The 14,820-nt window shown below is 56.5% G+C and carries 14 protein-coding genes and 1 pseudogene; 10 read left to right on the top strand and 5 right to left on the bottom strand.

Features of this window, described 5'->3' with window-relative positions:
* Nucleotides 1-144 precede the first annotated feature (144 nt).
* The 7 genes from hemL (at nucleotide 145) to CCASEI_RS02400 (ending at nucleotide 6,648) form a co-directional block, all read left to right on the top strand.
* Nucleotides 145-1,467 carry a glutamate-1-semialdehyde 2,1-aminomutase gene (hemL, locus tag CCASEI_RS02370; RefSeq protein WP_006823546.1) on the top strand — a complete coding sequence of 441 codons (1,323 nt, stop codon included), beginning with the start codon at nucleotides 145-147 and terminating at the stop codon, nucleotides 1,465-1,467.
* Nucleotides 1,468-1,474: 7 nt separating this feature from the next.
* A complete protein-coding gene (locus CCASEI_RS02375; RefSeq protein ID WP_025387042.1) occupies nucleotides 1,475-2,083 on the top strand; it encodes a histidine phosphatase family protein in 609 nt (202 codons plus the stop codon).
* Between the two features lie 39 nt (nucleotides 2,084-2,122).
* Nucleotides 2,123-2,737 carry a TlpA disulfide reductase family protein gene (locus tag CCASEI_RS02380; RefSeq protein WP_006823544.1) on the top strand — a complete coding sequence of 205 codons (615 nt, stop codon included), beginning with the start codon at nucleotides 2,123-2,125 and terminating at the stop codon, nucleotides 2,735-2,737.
* Nucleotides 2,738-2,770: 33 nt separating this feature from the next.
* Entirely contained in the window at nucleotides 2,771-3,532 is a 762-nt protein-coding gene (locus tag CCASEI_RS02385; RefSeq protein WP_051461238.1) for a cytochrome c biogenesis CcdA family protein, read from the top strand.
* A gap of 27 nt (nucleotides 3,533-3,559) precedes the next feature.
* A complete protein-coding gene (locus CCASEI_RS02390) occupies nucleotides 3,560-5,194 on the top strand; it encodes a cytochrome c biogenesis protein ResB (protein ID WP_025387044.1) in 1,635 nt (544 codons plus the stop codon).
* 132 nt (nucleotides 5,195-5,326) lie between these two features.
* A complete protein-coding gene (gene ccsB, locus CCASEI_RS02395; RefSeq protein ID WP_025387045.1) occupies nucleotides 5,327-6,382 on the top strand; it encodes a c-type cytochrome biogenesis protein CcsB in 1,056 nt (351 codons plus the stop codon).
* 5 nt (nucleotides 6,383-6,387) lie between these two features.
* On the top strand, nucleotides 6,388-6,648 hold the full coding sequence (locus CCASEI_RS02400) for a helix-turn-helix transcriptional regulator (RefSeq protein WP_006823540.1): 261 nt from the start codon (nucleotides 6,388-6,390) through the stop codon (nucleotides 6,646-6,648).
* Between the two features lie 47 nt (nucleotides 6,649-6,695).
* Here the strand turns inward: CCASEI_RS02400 and CCASEI_RS02405 are convergent, their stop codons facing one another.
* Complete coding sequence (locus CCASEI_RS02405) at nucleotides 6,696-6,992, bottom strand: hypothetical protein (protein ID WP_006823539.1); 297 nt, start codon at nucleotides 6,990-6,992, stop codon at nucleotides 6,696-6,698.
* Nucleotides 6,993-7,040: 48 nt separating this feature from the next.
* Between CCASEI_RS02405 and CCASEI_RS02410 the strand changes: the two genes are divergently transcribed.
* The gene (locus CCASEI_RS02410; RefSeq protein WP_006823538.1) at nucleotides 7,041-7,370 is read left to right on the top strand and encodes a DUF4229 domain-containing protein; all 330 of its coding nucleotides are present in this window, start codon (nucleotides 7,041-7,043) and stop codon (nucleotides 7,368-7,370) included.
* Between the two features lie 4 nt (nucleotides 7,371-7,374).
* Here the strand turns inward: CCASEI_RS02410 and CCASEI_RS02415 are convergent, their stop codons facing one another.
* Genes CCASEI_RS02415 through CCASEI_RS02425 form a run of 3 tightly spaced genes read right to left on the bottom strand, consistent with a single transcriptional unit; the run spans nucleotide 7,375 to nucleotide 10,548 of the window.
* Complete coding sequence (locus tag CCASEI_RS02415) at nucleotides 7,375-8,739, bottom strand: alpha/beta hydrolase-fold protein (RefSeq protein WP_025387047.1); 1,365 nt, start codon at nucleotides 8,737-8,739, stop codon at nucleotides 7,375-7,377.
* A gap of 33 nt (nucleotides 8,740-8,772) precedes the next feature.
* Nucleotides 8,773-9,672 carry an AEC family transporter gene (locus tag CCASEI_RS02420; RefSeq protein WP_025387048.1) on the bottom strand — a complete coding sequence of 300 codons (900 nt, stop codon included), beginning with the start codon at nucleotides 9,670-9,672 and terminating at the stop codon, nucleotides 8,773-8,775.
* A gap of 3 nt (nucleotides 9,673-9,675) precedes the next feature.
* Nucleotides 9,676-10,548, bottom strand: coding sequence for a 1,4-dihydroxy-2-naphthoate polyprenyltransferase (locus CCASEI_RS02425; protein ID WP_225868431.1), 873 nt, complete (start codon nucleotides 10,546-10,548; stop codon nucleotides 9,676-9,678).
* A 248-nt stretch (nucleotides 10,549-10,796) separates the two neighbouring features.
* On the opposite strand from CCASEI_RS02425, the gene CCASEI_RS02430 reads away from it, so the two are divergent.
* Entirely contained in the window at nucleotides 10,797-11,972 is a 1,176-nt protein-coding gene (locus CCASEI_RS02430; RefSeq protein ID WP_025387050.1) for an MFS transporter, read from the top strand.
* Nucleotides 11,973-12,275: 303 nt separating this feature from the next.
* Nucleotides 12,276-13,422: pseudogene (locus CCASEI_RS02435) on the top strand (NAD(P)-dependent malic enzyme).
* An 85-nt stretch (nucleotides 13,423-13,507) separates the two neighbouring features.
* On the opposite strand, the gene CCASEI_RS02440 reads toward CCASEI_RS02435, so the two are convergent.
* Nucleotides 13,508-14,779 carry an alpha/beta fold hydrolase gene (locus CCASEI_RS02440; RefSeq protein ID WP_006823533.1) on the bottom strand — a complete coding sequence of 424 codons (1,272 nt, stop codon included), beginning with the start codon at nucleotides 14,777-14,779 and terminating at the stop codon, nucleotides 13,508-13,510.
* Nucleotides 14,780-14,820 lie beyond the last annotated feature (41 nt).

The following is a 14,820-nucleotide window of genomic DNA, read 5'->3' on the forward strand; positions in this document are numbered from 1 at the left end:
CCCAAATGCAACCTGAAATATAAATAGATTCCCCCGGAACTTCTTCCCCTTAACCTTCTAAGAGTCTAGCGCGCTTGTAAAGCAGGCGCATCACAGCGTTTATTCAAACTTTCGTATAACGGAAAAATACGTACAATGAGGGCTATGGCTTCTTCCCCGGACTCCTCACATTCAACTAAAACTTCTAACTCTGCGCAGTGGTTTTCCCGCGCCAGCAATGTCACCCCGGGCGGTGTGAATTCGCCGGTTCGTGCATTTGGCTCCGTTGGTGGTCAGGCCCGCGTTATTGCATCCGCGAAGGGCTCCAAGCTGATTGACGTTGATGGCAATAGCTTTGTTGACCTCGTGGGCTCTTATGGACCAATGATTCACGGCAATGCGCATCCTGACATCGTCAAGGCTGTACAAGATGTGGCTATTGATGGTTTGAGCTTTGGTGCCCCAACGGTGGGGGAGACCTTGCTGGCGGAAGAAATTATTTCCCGTACCGCTGCGGAAAAGGTGCGTCTGGTCAACTCTGGCACGGAGGCAACTATGTCCGCTGTGCGTTTGGCACGTGGCTTTACCGGCCGCGCCAAGGTCTTGAAGTTTGATGGCTGCTACCACGGCCATGTGGATGCCTTGCTGGCCGCGGCTGGTTCCGGCGTGGCAACGCTGGCGCTGCCAGATTCCCCAGGTGTTACCGGTGCGGCGGCAGCGGATACCATCGTTGTTCCTTATAACGATATTGAAGCAGTCAAGAAGGCATTCGCTGATAATCCAGGTGAGATTGCCTGCATTATCGCTGAGGCAGCAGCGGGCAACATGGGTACCGTGGCGCCGGAAGAAGGCTTTAATCAGGCGCTCAAGGAGATTGCGCACGCTGATGGCGCGCTGTTGATTTTGGATGAGGTCATGACTGGCTTCCGCACCTCCCACAAGGGTTGGTTCGGCGTGGATGAGGTCGCTGGTGACCTGGTGACCTTCGGCAAGGTTGTCTCCGGTGGTTTGCCAGCGGCAGCTTTCGGTGGCCGCGCGGACATCATGGATTACCTGGCGCCAGTCGGTCCGGTTTACCAAGCAGGTACGTTGTCCGGAAACCCGGTGGCCATGGCATCAGGTTTGGCATCGCTTAAGCTTGCCGATGAATCTTTGTACCCACGCCTTGCTGCCCACGCCGACAGGCTCTCCGACATGATTTCGGCAGCGCTTGAAGCTGAAGGCGTTGCGCACCACATGCAGCGCGCATCTTCCATGCTGTCCATCCGCTTCGCTGAGGGCGAGGGCCGCAACTTTGACGACATGAAGGCAGCCGATACCTTCCGCTTTACCCCGTTCTTCCACGAATTGTTGAACGCTGGCGTCATGGTTCCACCAAGCCCATTTGAGACCTGGTTTGTATCTGATGCGCTAACAGACGATGATTTTGAGGTAATCGAAAAGGCTCTCAAGCCTGCTGCCAAGGCAGCTGCTCAAGCGGAAGGATAATCCAGCTGTGACGAAAACTATCGTCCACCTCGTGCGCCACGGCGAGGTCCACAACCCAGATAAAATTCTGTACGGCCGTATCCCTGGCTACCACCTCTCGGCCCGTGGACATTCCATGGCAGCGCGCACAGCGAAAGCCTTCGAAGGCCACGATGTGACCTATCTAGCGGCGTCACCTTTGCAGCGCACCCAAGAAACTGCACAGCCTTTTGCCAAGGTCACAGGCCTTGACGTGGAAATTGATAAGGCTCTGATTGAATCAGGAAACCGTTTTGAGGGTCTGCATGTTAAGGGCGTACGCTCAGCGCTGTGGAATCCACAACGCTGGCCACTTCTGCGCAATCCGCTCCAGCCGAGCTGGGGCGAGCCATTCACAGAGATCGCATCTCGCATGATGGATGCTGTGAAACGCGCCCGCGTCAACGCCGAAGGACATGAGGCGATTGTTGTTAGCCACCAGCTGCCAATCGTCATGGTGCAGCGCACCGTCCTTGGACTGCGTTTGCCGCATGCGCCGTGGAACCGCGAATGTGATCTGGCGTCGGTGTCTTCCATCGTCTTTGACGACGACAAGATCGTCGATATTTTCTACTCTTCACCAGCACAAAGCATCTAAGTTTTACTGCACCTTCTCACGTTTTAGAAAGTCTCTTTCATGTTTGACTCCAAGCGCCTAGCGTCAGCGGCTGTTATTGCCGCCGCCAGCGTGCTCATGGCCTCGTGCGCCCAAGAATCCGACAATGCCCAAAACGCAGTTGCCGTTGGCGGCACCTTCGAATTCATCACACCCGGTGGCCAACAAGAGATTTTCTATGATGAGGCAGAGCGCAAGCCACTGCAGACCTTCTCTGGTGAATCCTTGATGGAAGAATCAGAGACTATTTCTCTGGATGATTATGAGGGCCAGATTGTTGTTCTCAACTCCTGGGGGCAGTGGTGTGCACCGTGTCGTGCGGAAGTAGATGACTTGCAGCGTGTGCAGGAGGATCTGGAAGAGCGCGAGCTGGGCACCGTGTTGGGTATTAATGTGCGTGATTACAATCCGCAGATTGCCCGTGATTTTAAAGAAGATAACGGTGTGAGTTTCCCGTCCATCTATGACCCACCGTTTAAGACGGCGGCAGCGCTCGGCGGCGTGCCCACCTCGGTGGTGCCAACCACCATCGTGTTGGATAACCAGCACCGTCCGGCCGCAGTCTTCTTGCGCGGCATTACAGACAGTGACATCTTGACTGTCATTGATGACCTCGAGCAAGAACAAGCGAGCTAACACGTGACTGATATCGGAACCGCCTTCGCAGACATGGCCGCTAGCGGCCCGCTGCTCTTAGGCATCTTGGCAGCCGCTGCCGCCGGCTTGGTGTCTTTTGCATCGCCATGCGTGGTGCCACTGGTACCGGGCTACATGTCCTACTTGGCAGGCCTTGTCGGCGGCCAGGTGGAATTCAAGGGCAACAGCCCCGTGGTGACCAAGCAACGCCAATGGGCCGTGGTTGGTGCGGCACTGCTGTTTATCTTGGGCTTTACCGTCGTATTCGTGCTGGCTACAGTGTCTGTCTTCGGTGCAATTTCGATGTTGACGCTAAACGCTGAGATGCTCATGCGCGTCGGCGGCATCATCACCATCTTGATGGGCATTGTGTTCATGGGCGGCATTGGCTTTATGCAAAATGACACGCGCATGGCACCAAAGCGCTGGACGAACTGGCTTGGTGCGCCCTTGCTGGGCGGTGTGTTTGCACTGGGTTGGACCCCTTGTTTGGGTCCAACGCTGGCCGCCATCATTTCCGTTTCAGCAGGAACCGAAGGCATGACGGCCGCGCGCGGAACCATCTTGGTCATCGGTTACTGCCTGGGTCTGGGCTTGCCATTCTTGCTGGTTGCACTGAGCTCAGCCCGTGCGATGCGCAGCATTGAATGGATGCGCAAGCACTCCCGCAAGATTCAAATCATTGGTGGTATCACCATGATCATCGTTGGTGTCCTGCTCACCTCTGGCGCGTGGGCATACTTCATCAACTGGGTTCGTCAATGGACCGTCGAATACGGCATGACGCTGATTTAAGCGTAGAAATAGGAGACTGTCCCCGCCATGAAGAAAATTGGTACTTGGCTTCGCCGTGCCTGGCACTGGCTCACCAGCATGCGCACCGCACTCGCATTGCTGTTCTTGCTCGCACTCGCTGCCATCCCCGGCTCGCTGCTGCCGCAGCGCGACTTGAATGAAACCAACGTCAATGAGTTCATCGCCTCCAACGGCCGCGTTGCAGAAATCTATGACAAGCTGCAGCTGTTTGATGTCTTCAACTCCACCTGGTTTACGGCCATCTTTGTGCTACTGACCATCTCCTTGGTGGGCTGCATCATTCCGCGTTCCTGGGATCACTACAAGGCGTGGAAGACAGAACCAACTCGTGCGCCGCGCAACTTCAACCGCATGCAGATGCACGCGGAGGGTGAGACTGAGCGCAGCTTTGATGAGATGTACGCGCAGGTGAAAACTAAGCTGAAGAAGTGGCGCGTTTCAGAATTTCAGCCGGAAGAAGACCGCGCGGGCGCTTTCGCGTTCTCCGCGGAGCGCGGTTATGGCCGTGAATTGGCGAACCTGATTTTCCACGTCTCTCTCGTGGCTGTCTTGGTCACCGTGGCCTTTGGCCGCCTGGTGTACTACGAAGGCCAGGTCATTGTGGTGACCAATACCGGCTCTTCCGATCTGGAGCAGTCCACAGAGTTCTGTAATACCTCGTTGTCTAACTATGACAGCTTCCGTGCAGGTGCTCTTTTCGATGGCACCGGGTTGCACGATTTCTGCTTCCAAGCCCATGACTTTGTGGGTGACTACCTGCCGAACGGCCAGGCAGAAATGTTTACCTCCAACGTCTCCTATGCCGAGGGCGAAGACATCTTCACTGATCCTGAGACCTGGGATGACTATGAGCTGAAGGTCAACCACCCTCTGCGTACGGACAACAACCGTATTTACCTGCAGGGTCACGGCTTTGCGCCAACCATTACGGTGGAGTGGCCCAATGGTGAAACCCGTACGCAGACCGTGCAGTTCCGCCCGGATGACCCAACCTTCTTCTTGTCTTCTGGTGTGATGCGCTTTGACCCACCAGCAGGCATGTACCCAGATTTGTATGAGCGTCGCCAAAATCAGTTGGCTATCCAGGGCCTGTTCGCGCCTACGGCTAGCTGGGATGGCGAGAACAATGAGTTGTTGACCTCCAGCTTCCCATCCATGATGGACCCTGCGATGGCGGTGGATATCTACCGTGGTGACGCTGGCCTGGATACCGGTACCGCGCAGTCCATCTTTGATTTGGACTCTTCACTGGTGCACTCGGGCCAGCTGCAGCGCATTGACCGCGTCAATCTGACCATGGATGAATCGGTCACGCTTGATGATGGCACCACGGTGACCTTCAACGGCGCTAATGAGTTTGCCAACTTCCAGATTTCTTATGACCCAACCCAAAAGTGGGTCTTGGTTTCTGCGATGACGATGTTGATTTCCTTGGTCTTCTCGCTGGTGATTAAGCGCCGCCGCATTTGGATTCGCCTGCGCCCGCTTGGCGATGACAAGGGCACGTCCATTGAAATGGCCGGCCTAGCCCGCACGGACCGTGCTGGTTGGTCGGAAGAGTTTGATGAGCTCTACCGCGATCTTCTGGAACTTCCGGACCCCGATGAAGTCGAGGAAGACGCGCTATTTACCGAGGACTAATAGCCCTTGCACCATAATGATTCACAGCATCACACTAATCCTCCAAAAGTTGGTTTGGGATGAACAAAAGTAGTAGGGTGTTGTGCATATAAGCTGCTTTTTAGTGGTCTAACTCCGATAGGTAAGAAATTGATGCCGGTTAATCAGAATCTATCCAACTTCTCAGACATTGCGTTTCAAACAGCATTTGTTGTTTATGCAGTCGCGTTGGTTTTGTCCCTCATTTATTACGGCCGTCTCAACGGCGTGATTGATGCCCGCCGTCAGCACTCCGAAGCAAAAGCCGCCGCGTCGAAGGCGAAGGCAACCGTTGCTGCGAACGGTTCTGCTGCTGGCAGCTCCGATATCGTCGAAGACGATGCTTCCGGCGTTGACTCCACGTCAAGGCCGATCGGTAATGGATCAGAGTCAGATATTGCTGCGCAGGAATCCAAGGTAGATCGCCTGGGCGGCATGACGCAGTCACTGTTGTGGGTGGCCCTGGTCTTGCACCTGGCATCGATTGTGTTGCGTGGCTTGGCGGTCAACCGCTTCCCGCTGGGCAATCTGTATGAGTACATGATGATGATTACCTTCGGTGCGATGTTGGCGGTCATGATCGCGATGCAGCGCAAGGAATGGCGCACCCTGTGGCCATGGCTGTTGACCCCGATGTTGGCGTTGATGTTCTACGGCTCCACCAAGCTTTATGCTGAGTCCGCGCCAGTGGTACCAGCGCTGCAATCCTACTGGTTGCCAGTACATGTCACCATCGTCTCTCTAGGTGGTTCCTTAGGCATCGTCTCCGGTATCGCTTCTGTCCTGCACCTGCTGCGTCGCTCGCAGCCAAAGGGCCAGGAAAAGGGCTTCTTCGGCGCAATGGCAAAGCCACTGCCGTCAGAAAAGAAGCTGGACCAGATGGCCTACCGCGTTGCCGTGGTTACCCTGCCAACACTCGGTCTGGGTATTGTGCTTGGCGCTATTTGGGCGGAAGCCGCTTGGGGTCGTTTCTGGGGCTGGGACCCGAAGGAAACCGTGTCCTTTGCTACCTGGATTTTGTACGCTGCTTACCTGCACGCACGTGCGACACCATCCTGGGCGAAGTTTGCGCCGTGGATCAATATTGTTGCGTTGGCTACGATGATCTTTAATTTGTTCTTCATCAATATGGTGGTCTCTGGCCTCCATTCCTACGCTGGACTGAATTAACTTACATGGTCAATCCAACTCGCAATAAGCAAGGCAAGCCCGCAAGTGACAACCACACGTTAGTTGAGCTCGGAAACGAGCTTGCGCAGCGCCGCCGTGAATGCGGCATCGTGCAGCAAGACCTCGCTAAAACGGTGGGTGTCTCGCGCTCCACGCTGCACACCATCGAGCATGGTGGGGAAGGCGTGCGCTGGGAGAAAGTCATTGCTGTCGCCCAGGCACTGAACTTCGACTTAGCTTTGGTGCCTAGAAAGTCTGGCGCTTAAAAAGGTGCCTAGAAACAAGGCGCCTAGAAATCTGCAGATTAGCTGGCTTATTTTTCATCGCCGTCTAACTCATCCGGACTTGAATCCGGGTTCTTGGGTTCATCCAGGTTCTTCGGGTTGGTGCGGCGATTTTCTTCTTCAGCGCGCTCCCGAGCCCGGCGTTGTTTGAAGGCTTCTTTTTCGAGATTCCACAGGAAGTCTTCGTCATCATCAGGGCCTTTAATCTCACGCTTAGGTTGCTGCTGTACGGCCTGGGATTTGCGCTTCCAAGAGCTTGGACCAAAGGCTTTCCAGACCAAAATAACAGCAGCGATAATCAGTAGCAGTAATATTATCCGACCCATACAGCCCATGATACGGGGCGGGAATCTAAGGAGGTAAACTAAGTGCCTGTGGATGATCAAGCACCAATTCCAGACCCAGAACTCCGCGCGAAATCGCGCCGCGCAGTTATCAAATACGGCCTCGCCCGCCTTGGCCTCTTTATCGGTCTAACCGTGGTCATTCAAACCCTGGCGGTGCTCATTGACGCACCAATCCCGCTGGTATTCACCGCACTATTGGCGTTGTTCGTAGCCCTGCCACTGTCGATGTTGATTTTCTCCAAGTGGCGCCTCGAAGCCACCGAGTCCATCGCGGAATACTCCCGTCAGCGCCAAGAGCACAAGGCGTGGGTTCAGCGTGAGCTTTCCGGCCGCGCCGACGGCGACGAAGATTACTAACCTTTTAGCTTTCCAGCCTTCCAGCTTCAGGCTTCGCGCCTAAGTGCTCGAGCAGCGCTACGCGCCACCACGCCCAGTCATGCCCGCCGTCATGGACATGCAGCTCGTGCTTAATATCTCGTGCCTTCAGCGCCATGGCTAGCATGTGCGCTTTGTTCACCATCGCGCCTTCGCGTACGCCAACGTCAATGACAACGTGTTGGGGAAGTGCTTTGGCCTTTGCCTGGTAATACTGCTCCGTGAGCCAGCCATGCGTCGGCCGGGCCAAATCACGCGGCGTACTGCCTGGTTCGGGACTCCACCACAAAGACGGTGACTGCGCAATGATGGTGGAATATCGCTCCTGGTGGCGGATGCCGGCATACAGCGCCGAAAGCCCGCCGAGGGACTGCCCAGCAATGAGGTTGGCTGCTGGTGCAAGAACAATCCCGGCATCTTCTGCTTGCTGGCGAATCCAGTCCTCACCCGCGGTGCCCACATCTTCTAAGAACTCCGCATTGGCTTTTAACTGCTCCAAGCGGTGTTCATTATTGTGGTTAACAATGCCCAGCACCGCGACCGGCTCCATTCCATCACCCATCGCGTTTTCTAACGCGCGGGGGAGGTCGTGTTTAAAGAACCAGGTTTCGGCATCGAAAAGCGTAAGCAACCTGCACGGCTGTGCGTCAGGCTCTTCCTTACTTAAATGCGTGGGCAGGTAGGCGAAAATCTTCAGCCCAGAGTCCTCCAGGTAAGTGGTACGAACCTCACCACGCAGCTTTCTATCCCTGCCGTGCCAATGGTCTTGGGATGGTGCAAGCGGACCTGAGATAAGGGAAATGCCGCGGCCTTCCTCATCCACATCCAAATTGGTGGATAAAGAAACCCCAGACACTACTGCGCGGTCCGTACGCGGGTGCCGAGGCGGCCCCGGCTGGCGCGGTATCTCGGCGGCTTCATCATCGTCAGTGAGCAAACTGAAGCTATAGGCGCCGCAGTAGGTAGGGCTTAGCGGCAGCGTGCGCACCCAAATATCGGTGCCAGGTACGTGGCGCATTAACCCATAGTCGTAATTCTCTTTTTCCGTAATGCGGTTGAGATTGAGATGCACGCCGGTGACCTTGCGGGTTTCCAGGTCCAACTTCCAGTGGTATCTAGACAAATCAAAAAGCCGCACCGCGAAAGTAGCGGTGTTGGTTTTCTCATCAAATTCAGCAGAGCCTAAAGAGACACCCATCCACGCTCTGTCTAGTTCCAGCTCACCGCTTTTCGCCGCAGCCTTCAGCCTGCGCACCAGCTTGTTCTCAACAGTGGCAGCAATTGCTTCCGTACCCTTGCGGGACTTAGCGGTGGGCTTTTTCGCGCGCGGTACGCGGGGTTCTGCAGACACGAGGGTTTCCTTGGTGGGATACAGCGGGTGAATCTATCGTCCAAACAGTAGCGCGATAAGCAGCATCACCGGAAGGGATGCGAATGTTGTGATGAACACGGTGTCACGCGCGATGGTTTGTCCCCGTTCAAAGGTGGCGGCGAAGTTGTAGACGTTTTGCGCGGTGGGCAGCGCGCACAAGATGGTGCAGGCGTAGACCAGGTCGGCCTCTAAGCCCAGCAAGGTTGCCATGGCAAAGCCTGCCAGCGGCATGCCGACGAGCTTGAGTGCCGTGGCGGTAAGAACCGCAGGGCGAGACTTTGCATCGGAGAGTACGCCCGAACCGGAAATGGATGCACCAAAGCTCATCAGCACCATCGGAATGGACGCGCCTCCCAACAGCGCGATGGGTTCGGCCACAGGCGCTGGGACTTCCCAGCCCATAACGGCCACGATGAAACCAGCAATTGACGCCAGCACAACGGGGTTGAGTAGGCCAGTCTTGACCGCACCCCAAAAAGAGCCGCCGCCGAGCATGCCCAGGATGACCGGGGTAAACACCATCATCTGAAGCAGCATGATGGGCACAACATGGGTGGCATCGCCAATGACGTAGATGCTCACCGGCAGGCCAATATTGACGGAGTTGAAATAGCTTGCCGATGCCGCGCCGATTCCCACCCCAGCCGCGCCTTGGCGGAAGAAGAAAATGGCATAAACTACCGACACCAAAATCGTGGCCAAGCTGATAACCAGCGTGACCGGGGTGAGGAAGTTCTCTGGGTCGGAGGTGGAGACGGCATCGAAAAGCAATGCTGGGGTAGCGGCATAGAAGGCCACCCGGTTGAACATCAACCGCTCTGAATTAGAGCGAATAACCTTGGTGCGCGCCAACATCCAGCCGGTAAAAATGACGGCCAAGATGATGGTGAATCCGGTGATTACTCCCAGCATGGACTACACCAGCGCTACAGCAAGAGCGGTGGTCACGGCCCATATCAACATGGCGCGGCCCGTTAGTCCCAGCACCGGAATGAGCTCCGGGCCGCGTGCCCCCTTATTGATAATGCGCACTGAGGTCAGCGCAAACGGAATGTACACCAGACCAATCAGCGCAGCCCAGGAACCAATGGCGATAAGCAGTGTGTACGCCACGGGCAGCGCCAGCAAAATGGTGAACAAGGTGCGGGAACGTCCGTCCCCCAGGCGCACGGCCAAGGTGATCTTGCCGGTCTGTGAGTCTGAGGGAATGTCACGAATATTGTTGGCCAGGTTCACCGCGGCGCTCATACCGCCGATACCAAGTGCAAGCAGTAAGCCGGTAAAGGACAACGTGCCCGCCTGCGTGAACTGGGTGCCAAGTACTGCGACTAGGCCAAAGAACACAAAGACTGCGACTTCGCCCAGGCCGCGGTAGCCATAAGGGTTCTTGCCGCCGGTATAAAACCATGCGCCGGCGATACAGAGTGCGCCGATGAGGATGAACCACCATGCGCCAGCTGCCAGGGACAACCAGATGCCGGCAACACCTGCGACGGCAAAGCATCCGAAAGCAGCGAACTTAACGTGCTGCGGCTTAGCCAGACCACCGCCGGTGAGACGCTGCGGCCCGGAGCGGTCATCATCAGTGCCGCGGATACCGTCGGAGTAATCATTGGCAAAGTTCACGCCAATAATTAGCGCCCAAGCCACAATGAGCGCCAGCAACGCTCGCCCGAAGTGGAACCCACCGATGGCTGCGGCAGCACCGCTACCAGCCAAGACAGGGGCGAATGCATTCGCCCAGGTGTGTGGGCGCGCGCCCTCGAGCCAATTTTTAGCACTAGACATAGCGTCCATTGTCTCACGATGTAAAAATCACCGCCGCAATGGCCAAATAGCAACAGTGGCGTAGGTGGCTTGGTTGCAAGGGGAGTTAAATTGCTAACTCAACTGGGGCAATTCGGTCTCTGAACTAGTTGAATTCCCACAAGAGGTCTACCGTTTGTTAGGACATAGCCGCCCCAAGACTTGAGTCATACCGATTGACTCCCAATCACCCTGCCCTTTTAGGCCCGTTCAAAGGAAGGCGCGTACCCATGAGCACCTCCAACGCAACTGAAGCACGCTTCCCCATTGTTCCTTTGACAGCGATGAGCTTCGCGGCATTCGTCTACGTCACTTTTGAAATGTTTGCCGTGGGCCTTATTCGCCCCATGGCCCGTGACTTGGATGTCTCTGAGTCACGCATTGGTTTGCTGATGACGGTCTATGCCTCAGTGGTCGCGATTGTGACAATCCCGGCGATGATGTGGCTCGCGCGTTTTAATAAGCGCACCATCTTCCTGATTACCCTGGGCTTTTTGGCCGCCGGCATTGTGATTCAGGCGCTGACCGTCAGTTACGCAATGCTGGCTGTCGGCCGCATCATCGCGGCGCTAACCCACGGTGTCTTCTGGGCGCTGGTGGGCCCGATGGCCGCGCGCATGTCACCGGGGAATACGGGCAAGGCCGTGGGTGTTGTCTCCGTCGGTTCCACAATGGCATTGGTGGTCGGATCGCCGCTGGCAACCTGGATTGGTGAGCTTATCGGCTGGCGTCCTGCGACCTGGCTGTTGGGCGTGCTGACTATCGCAGCCGTCGCAGTTCTGGTTCCAACCGTGCCGTCCTTGCCGCCGCTGCCCAAGGAAACCGCTGCAAAGGCTAAGAAGAAACTGCCGTGGGGCCTTATCTCCCTGGTGATTTTCTTGATGCTCGCGGTCACCGGTGTCTTCGCCGCCTACACTTACCTCGGCCTCATCATCGCGGAAACCGCCGGCGATGGCTTCGTTTCTGCTGGTCTCTTTGCATTCGGTGCGCTCGGGCTGGTGGGCGTTACCGTGGCAACCCGCACGGTGGATCGCCGCATGCTGCGCGGCAGTGTGCACACCACCACGCTCTTTGTCATCGCCGCCATTTTGGGCCAGCTCGCCTTCGGCTTAGAAGGCGTGGTGTCCGTGGTCATCGTGTTCCTCGCTATCACCGTCTTTGGCGGCGCTTATGGCGCGTTGCCAACGCTGGGCACGACCATTTTCCTGCACGCGGCGCGTGATAACCCGGATGCAGCATCCTCGCTGTACGTGGTGACCTACCAGGTGGGTATCGCTTCCGGCGCGGCATTGGGTGCCTTGGCTGTCGATACCTCCTGGACCGCCGGCACCCTATGGATCATGGCCGGTCTGTCCCTGGCGTCCACGCTGGTGCTCGCGCTCTGGTCGCGCCCACTACTGCGCTAGTACTACTGCGCTAGTGCTACTGGGCTAGCTGAACTAGATGCGCTGCAAAGCGCATATTTTAGGCCACTTCCGCTCGCGAAAATCCCAGCAAGGGAAGTGGCCTTCGTTATTTATGTTCACTGTGAATCGTAGGCTTGCAAAGCTAGCAACAATGGTCAGCGCAAAATTCACAAATGTTCGCAGATCGTACTTCCTATTAGGCAATAGATTTGGCTATTCTTTTCGGATTAGAAACTACTCTCGACTCAAAGAGAAGCTAGGCGATACTTCAAGACCGCAACATTACAGCGAAACACTCAGAACCTGACTGAAGAAGAAATCTTCGACGCGCACGAAGGCGGCAAGCTGTCCATCGGATCCACTCGTCCGCTGCGCGACCTGCGTGACCTCTCCTTGGCGTACACCCCGGGTGTTGCCAAGGTGTGTGAAGCAATTGCTGAAGCCCCAGAGGTTGCCCGCACCCACACTGGCGTTGGCAACACCGTTGCTGTCATCTCCGACGGTTCCGCAGTTCTGGGCTTGGGCGACATCGGACCGCAGGCATCCCTGCCCGTTATGGAGGGCAAGGCGCAGCTGTTCAGCGCGTTTGCTGGTTTGAAGTCCGTTCCAATCGTTTTGGATACCCAGGACGTTGATCAGCTGGTGGAAACCATCGCCGCAATCGCACTATCCTTCGGTGCTATCAACCTGGAAGATGTCTCTGCGCCGCGTTGTTTTGAGGTAGAACACCGTCTGATTGAGCGCCTGGACATCCCAGTGATGCACGATGACCAGCACGGCACCGCCGTGGTCATCCTCGCGGCCCTGAAGAGTGTACTCAAGCTGGTTGAGCGTGAGCTCAAGGGCTTAAAGATTGTCATCTCCGGCGCAGGTGCTGCAGGTGTCGCTGCCGTGGACATGCTCAAGAAAGCTGGTGCCACCGACATCATCGTCCTGGACTCTCGCGGTGTCATCCACGAGTCCCGCACTGACCTGTCTGAGGTCAAGGCCGCGCTTGCTACAAAGACCGACCCACGCGGCGTCACTGGTGGCATCAATGAGGCCTTTACCGGCGCTGAGCTGTTCATCGGCGTTTCCGGCGGCAGCATCGGCGAAGATGCTTTGAAGCTGATGGCGCCAGGTCCAATCCTGTTCACCCCTGGCAAACCCAACCCCTGAAATCGACCCTGCTCTGTCACAGAAGTACGGCGCGATTGTGGCAACCGGCCGTTCCGATCTGCCAAACCAGATCAACAACGTCCTGGCATTCCCAGGTATCTTCGCCGGTGCACTGGCTGCAAAGGTGAAGAAGATCACCCCGGAGATGAAGCTTGCTGCTGCCGATGCCATCGCCGCCATCGCCGCAGAAGACCTCGCCGTAGGCAAAATCGTGCCACAGGCAATCGACCCAAGCGTCGCCCCAGCCGTCAAGGCCGCAGTGCAGGCAGCCGCTGAAGGACAAGGCGCTTAATGCGCTAAGCGGATTATGAAATGGCAAAAATGAAGGACTTTTGAACCGGAAGTAGTGGAGGATTTACGGCTCAAAAGTCCTTTTTCTAGTGGTCTTCAATCAAACCGCGCAGGCGCTGGAAGATGCCGGCGCCATCGTGGCCAATGCCATCGTGCTGGAACATGTTGGTAACTTCCTTGCGCAGATCGCCATAGGCGTTTGCGGTATCGAGGGAGTATACAAACGGCACGTAGATGTCGTCGAGGTAGATTTCGGCAGCGGAGATGGGGGCATCGGCAAGCACTGCGGCGTCATAAGGAGAGGTGCTCCACTCGTGGGCGGCTGCGGCCATCGCTGAGTCTTTGACCGGGATGAGCGCGGGGTCTTCGTCGAATTGCCACGGGAAGATGTGCTCGCCGGTGAGGTAGAACTTTTCCGCGGTGCGTGGATCTAGGTTTTCTTCAAAGCCGGCGATTTCCTCGCGCATGCGGTGCGCTGACCAATTGGTGGCAGCTTGTCCGCCGACACCGCCGTAGATGGACTCATGAATAGAGGCATACAGCGGGTTGCCCTCAAAAGAGACCTGCGCGCCCACATTAGCCAAAAAGTCCGTGCGCAAACGCTTCTCGCCGCCGGTCGTGTGGAAAGGGTTTTCCAGCAAATAAGCCAGCGAATGAAAGCCCACTCCGCGGCCTAAATTGATGCCGATGGTGCGGAATCGGCTCGAAGAAAGGCGCTCACCCGTGGGCAGGGTTTCATCCGACTCATCCAGGTGGGCTGCGATTTCGCGGATGCGGTCCTCAACCCAGGGGTACTCGCGGTAGAAACGATCGTGGCGCACCTGCAGCTTGGCAAAAGTGGTGCGGTACAAATCATCCACGGGCGCATCAAGGGTGGGCAAACCTCCCGTGAGATAGGCGTGCTCCACGGATTCTGGGTGGCGGGAGAGATAAGAGGTGATGCAGAAACCACCGAACGACTGGCCAAACAGTGACCACTTGTCCAGGTTCAGGTGCTTGCGCAGCGCCTCAGCGTCTTCAACGATGTACTCCTGGCGCAGCAAATTCAATCGCTTAACATCGGCAGGATTCGCCGAATCAATGCGGTGTGAATTACCCGTGCCGCGCTGGTCCAACAAGATGACGCGGAATTCTTTGAGCATCTCGCCGATCACGCCGGAGTCATTGACCGGGCGTGGGGCAGGGGAGCCCGGGCCACCCTGCAAATAGACTATTGCTGGGGCATCGTGCTTGTCCGGCGCCACAATTTCGCGTGCGAAAAGCTCAAAAGTATCACCATCCGGGGCAGTGAAAGGATCCCAAGGAACCTGGATGGTGTGGGTGAAAAAGTCATAGCCAAAGTGTCGGTTTGTCCTCATGGGACTCAACTTTACGGCCTGTGGCGTGTCCACGTTGTGAG

Origin of the sequence: Corynebacterium casei LMG S-19264, assembly GCF_000550785.1 — a bacterium.
In the GTDB taxonomy this organism is placed as follows: domain Bacteria; phylum Actinomycetota; class Actinomycetes; order Mycobacteriales; family Mycobacteriaceae; genus Corynebacterium; species Corynebacterium casei.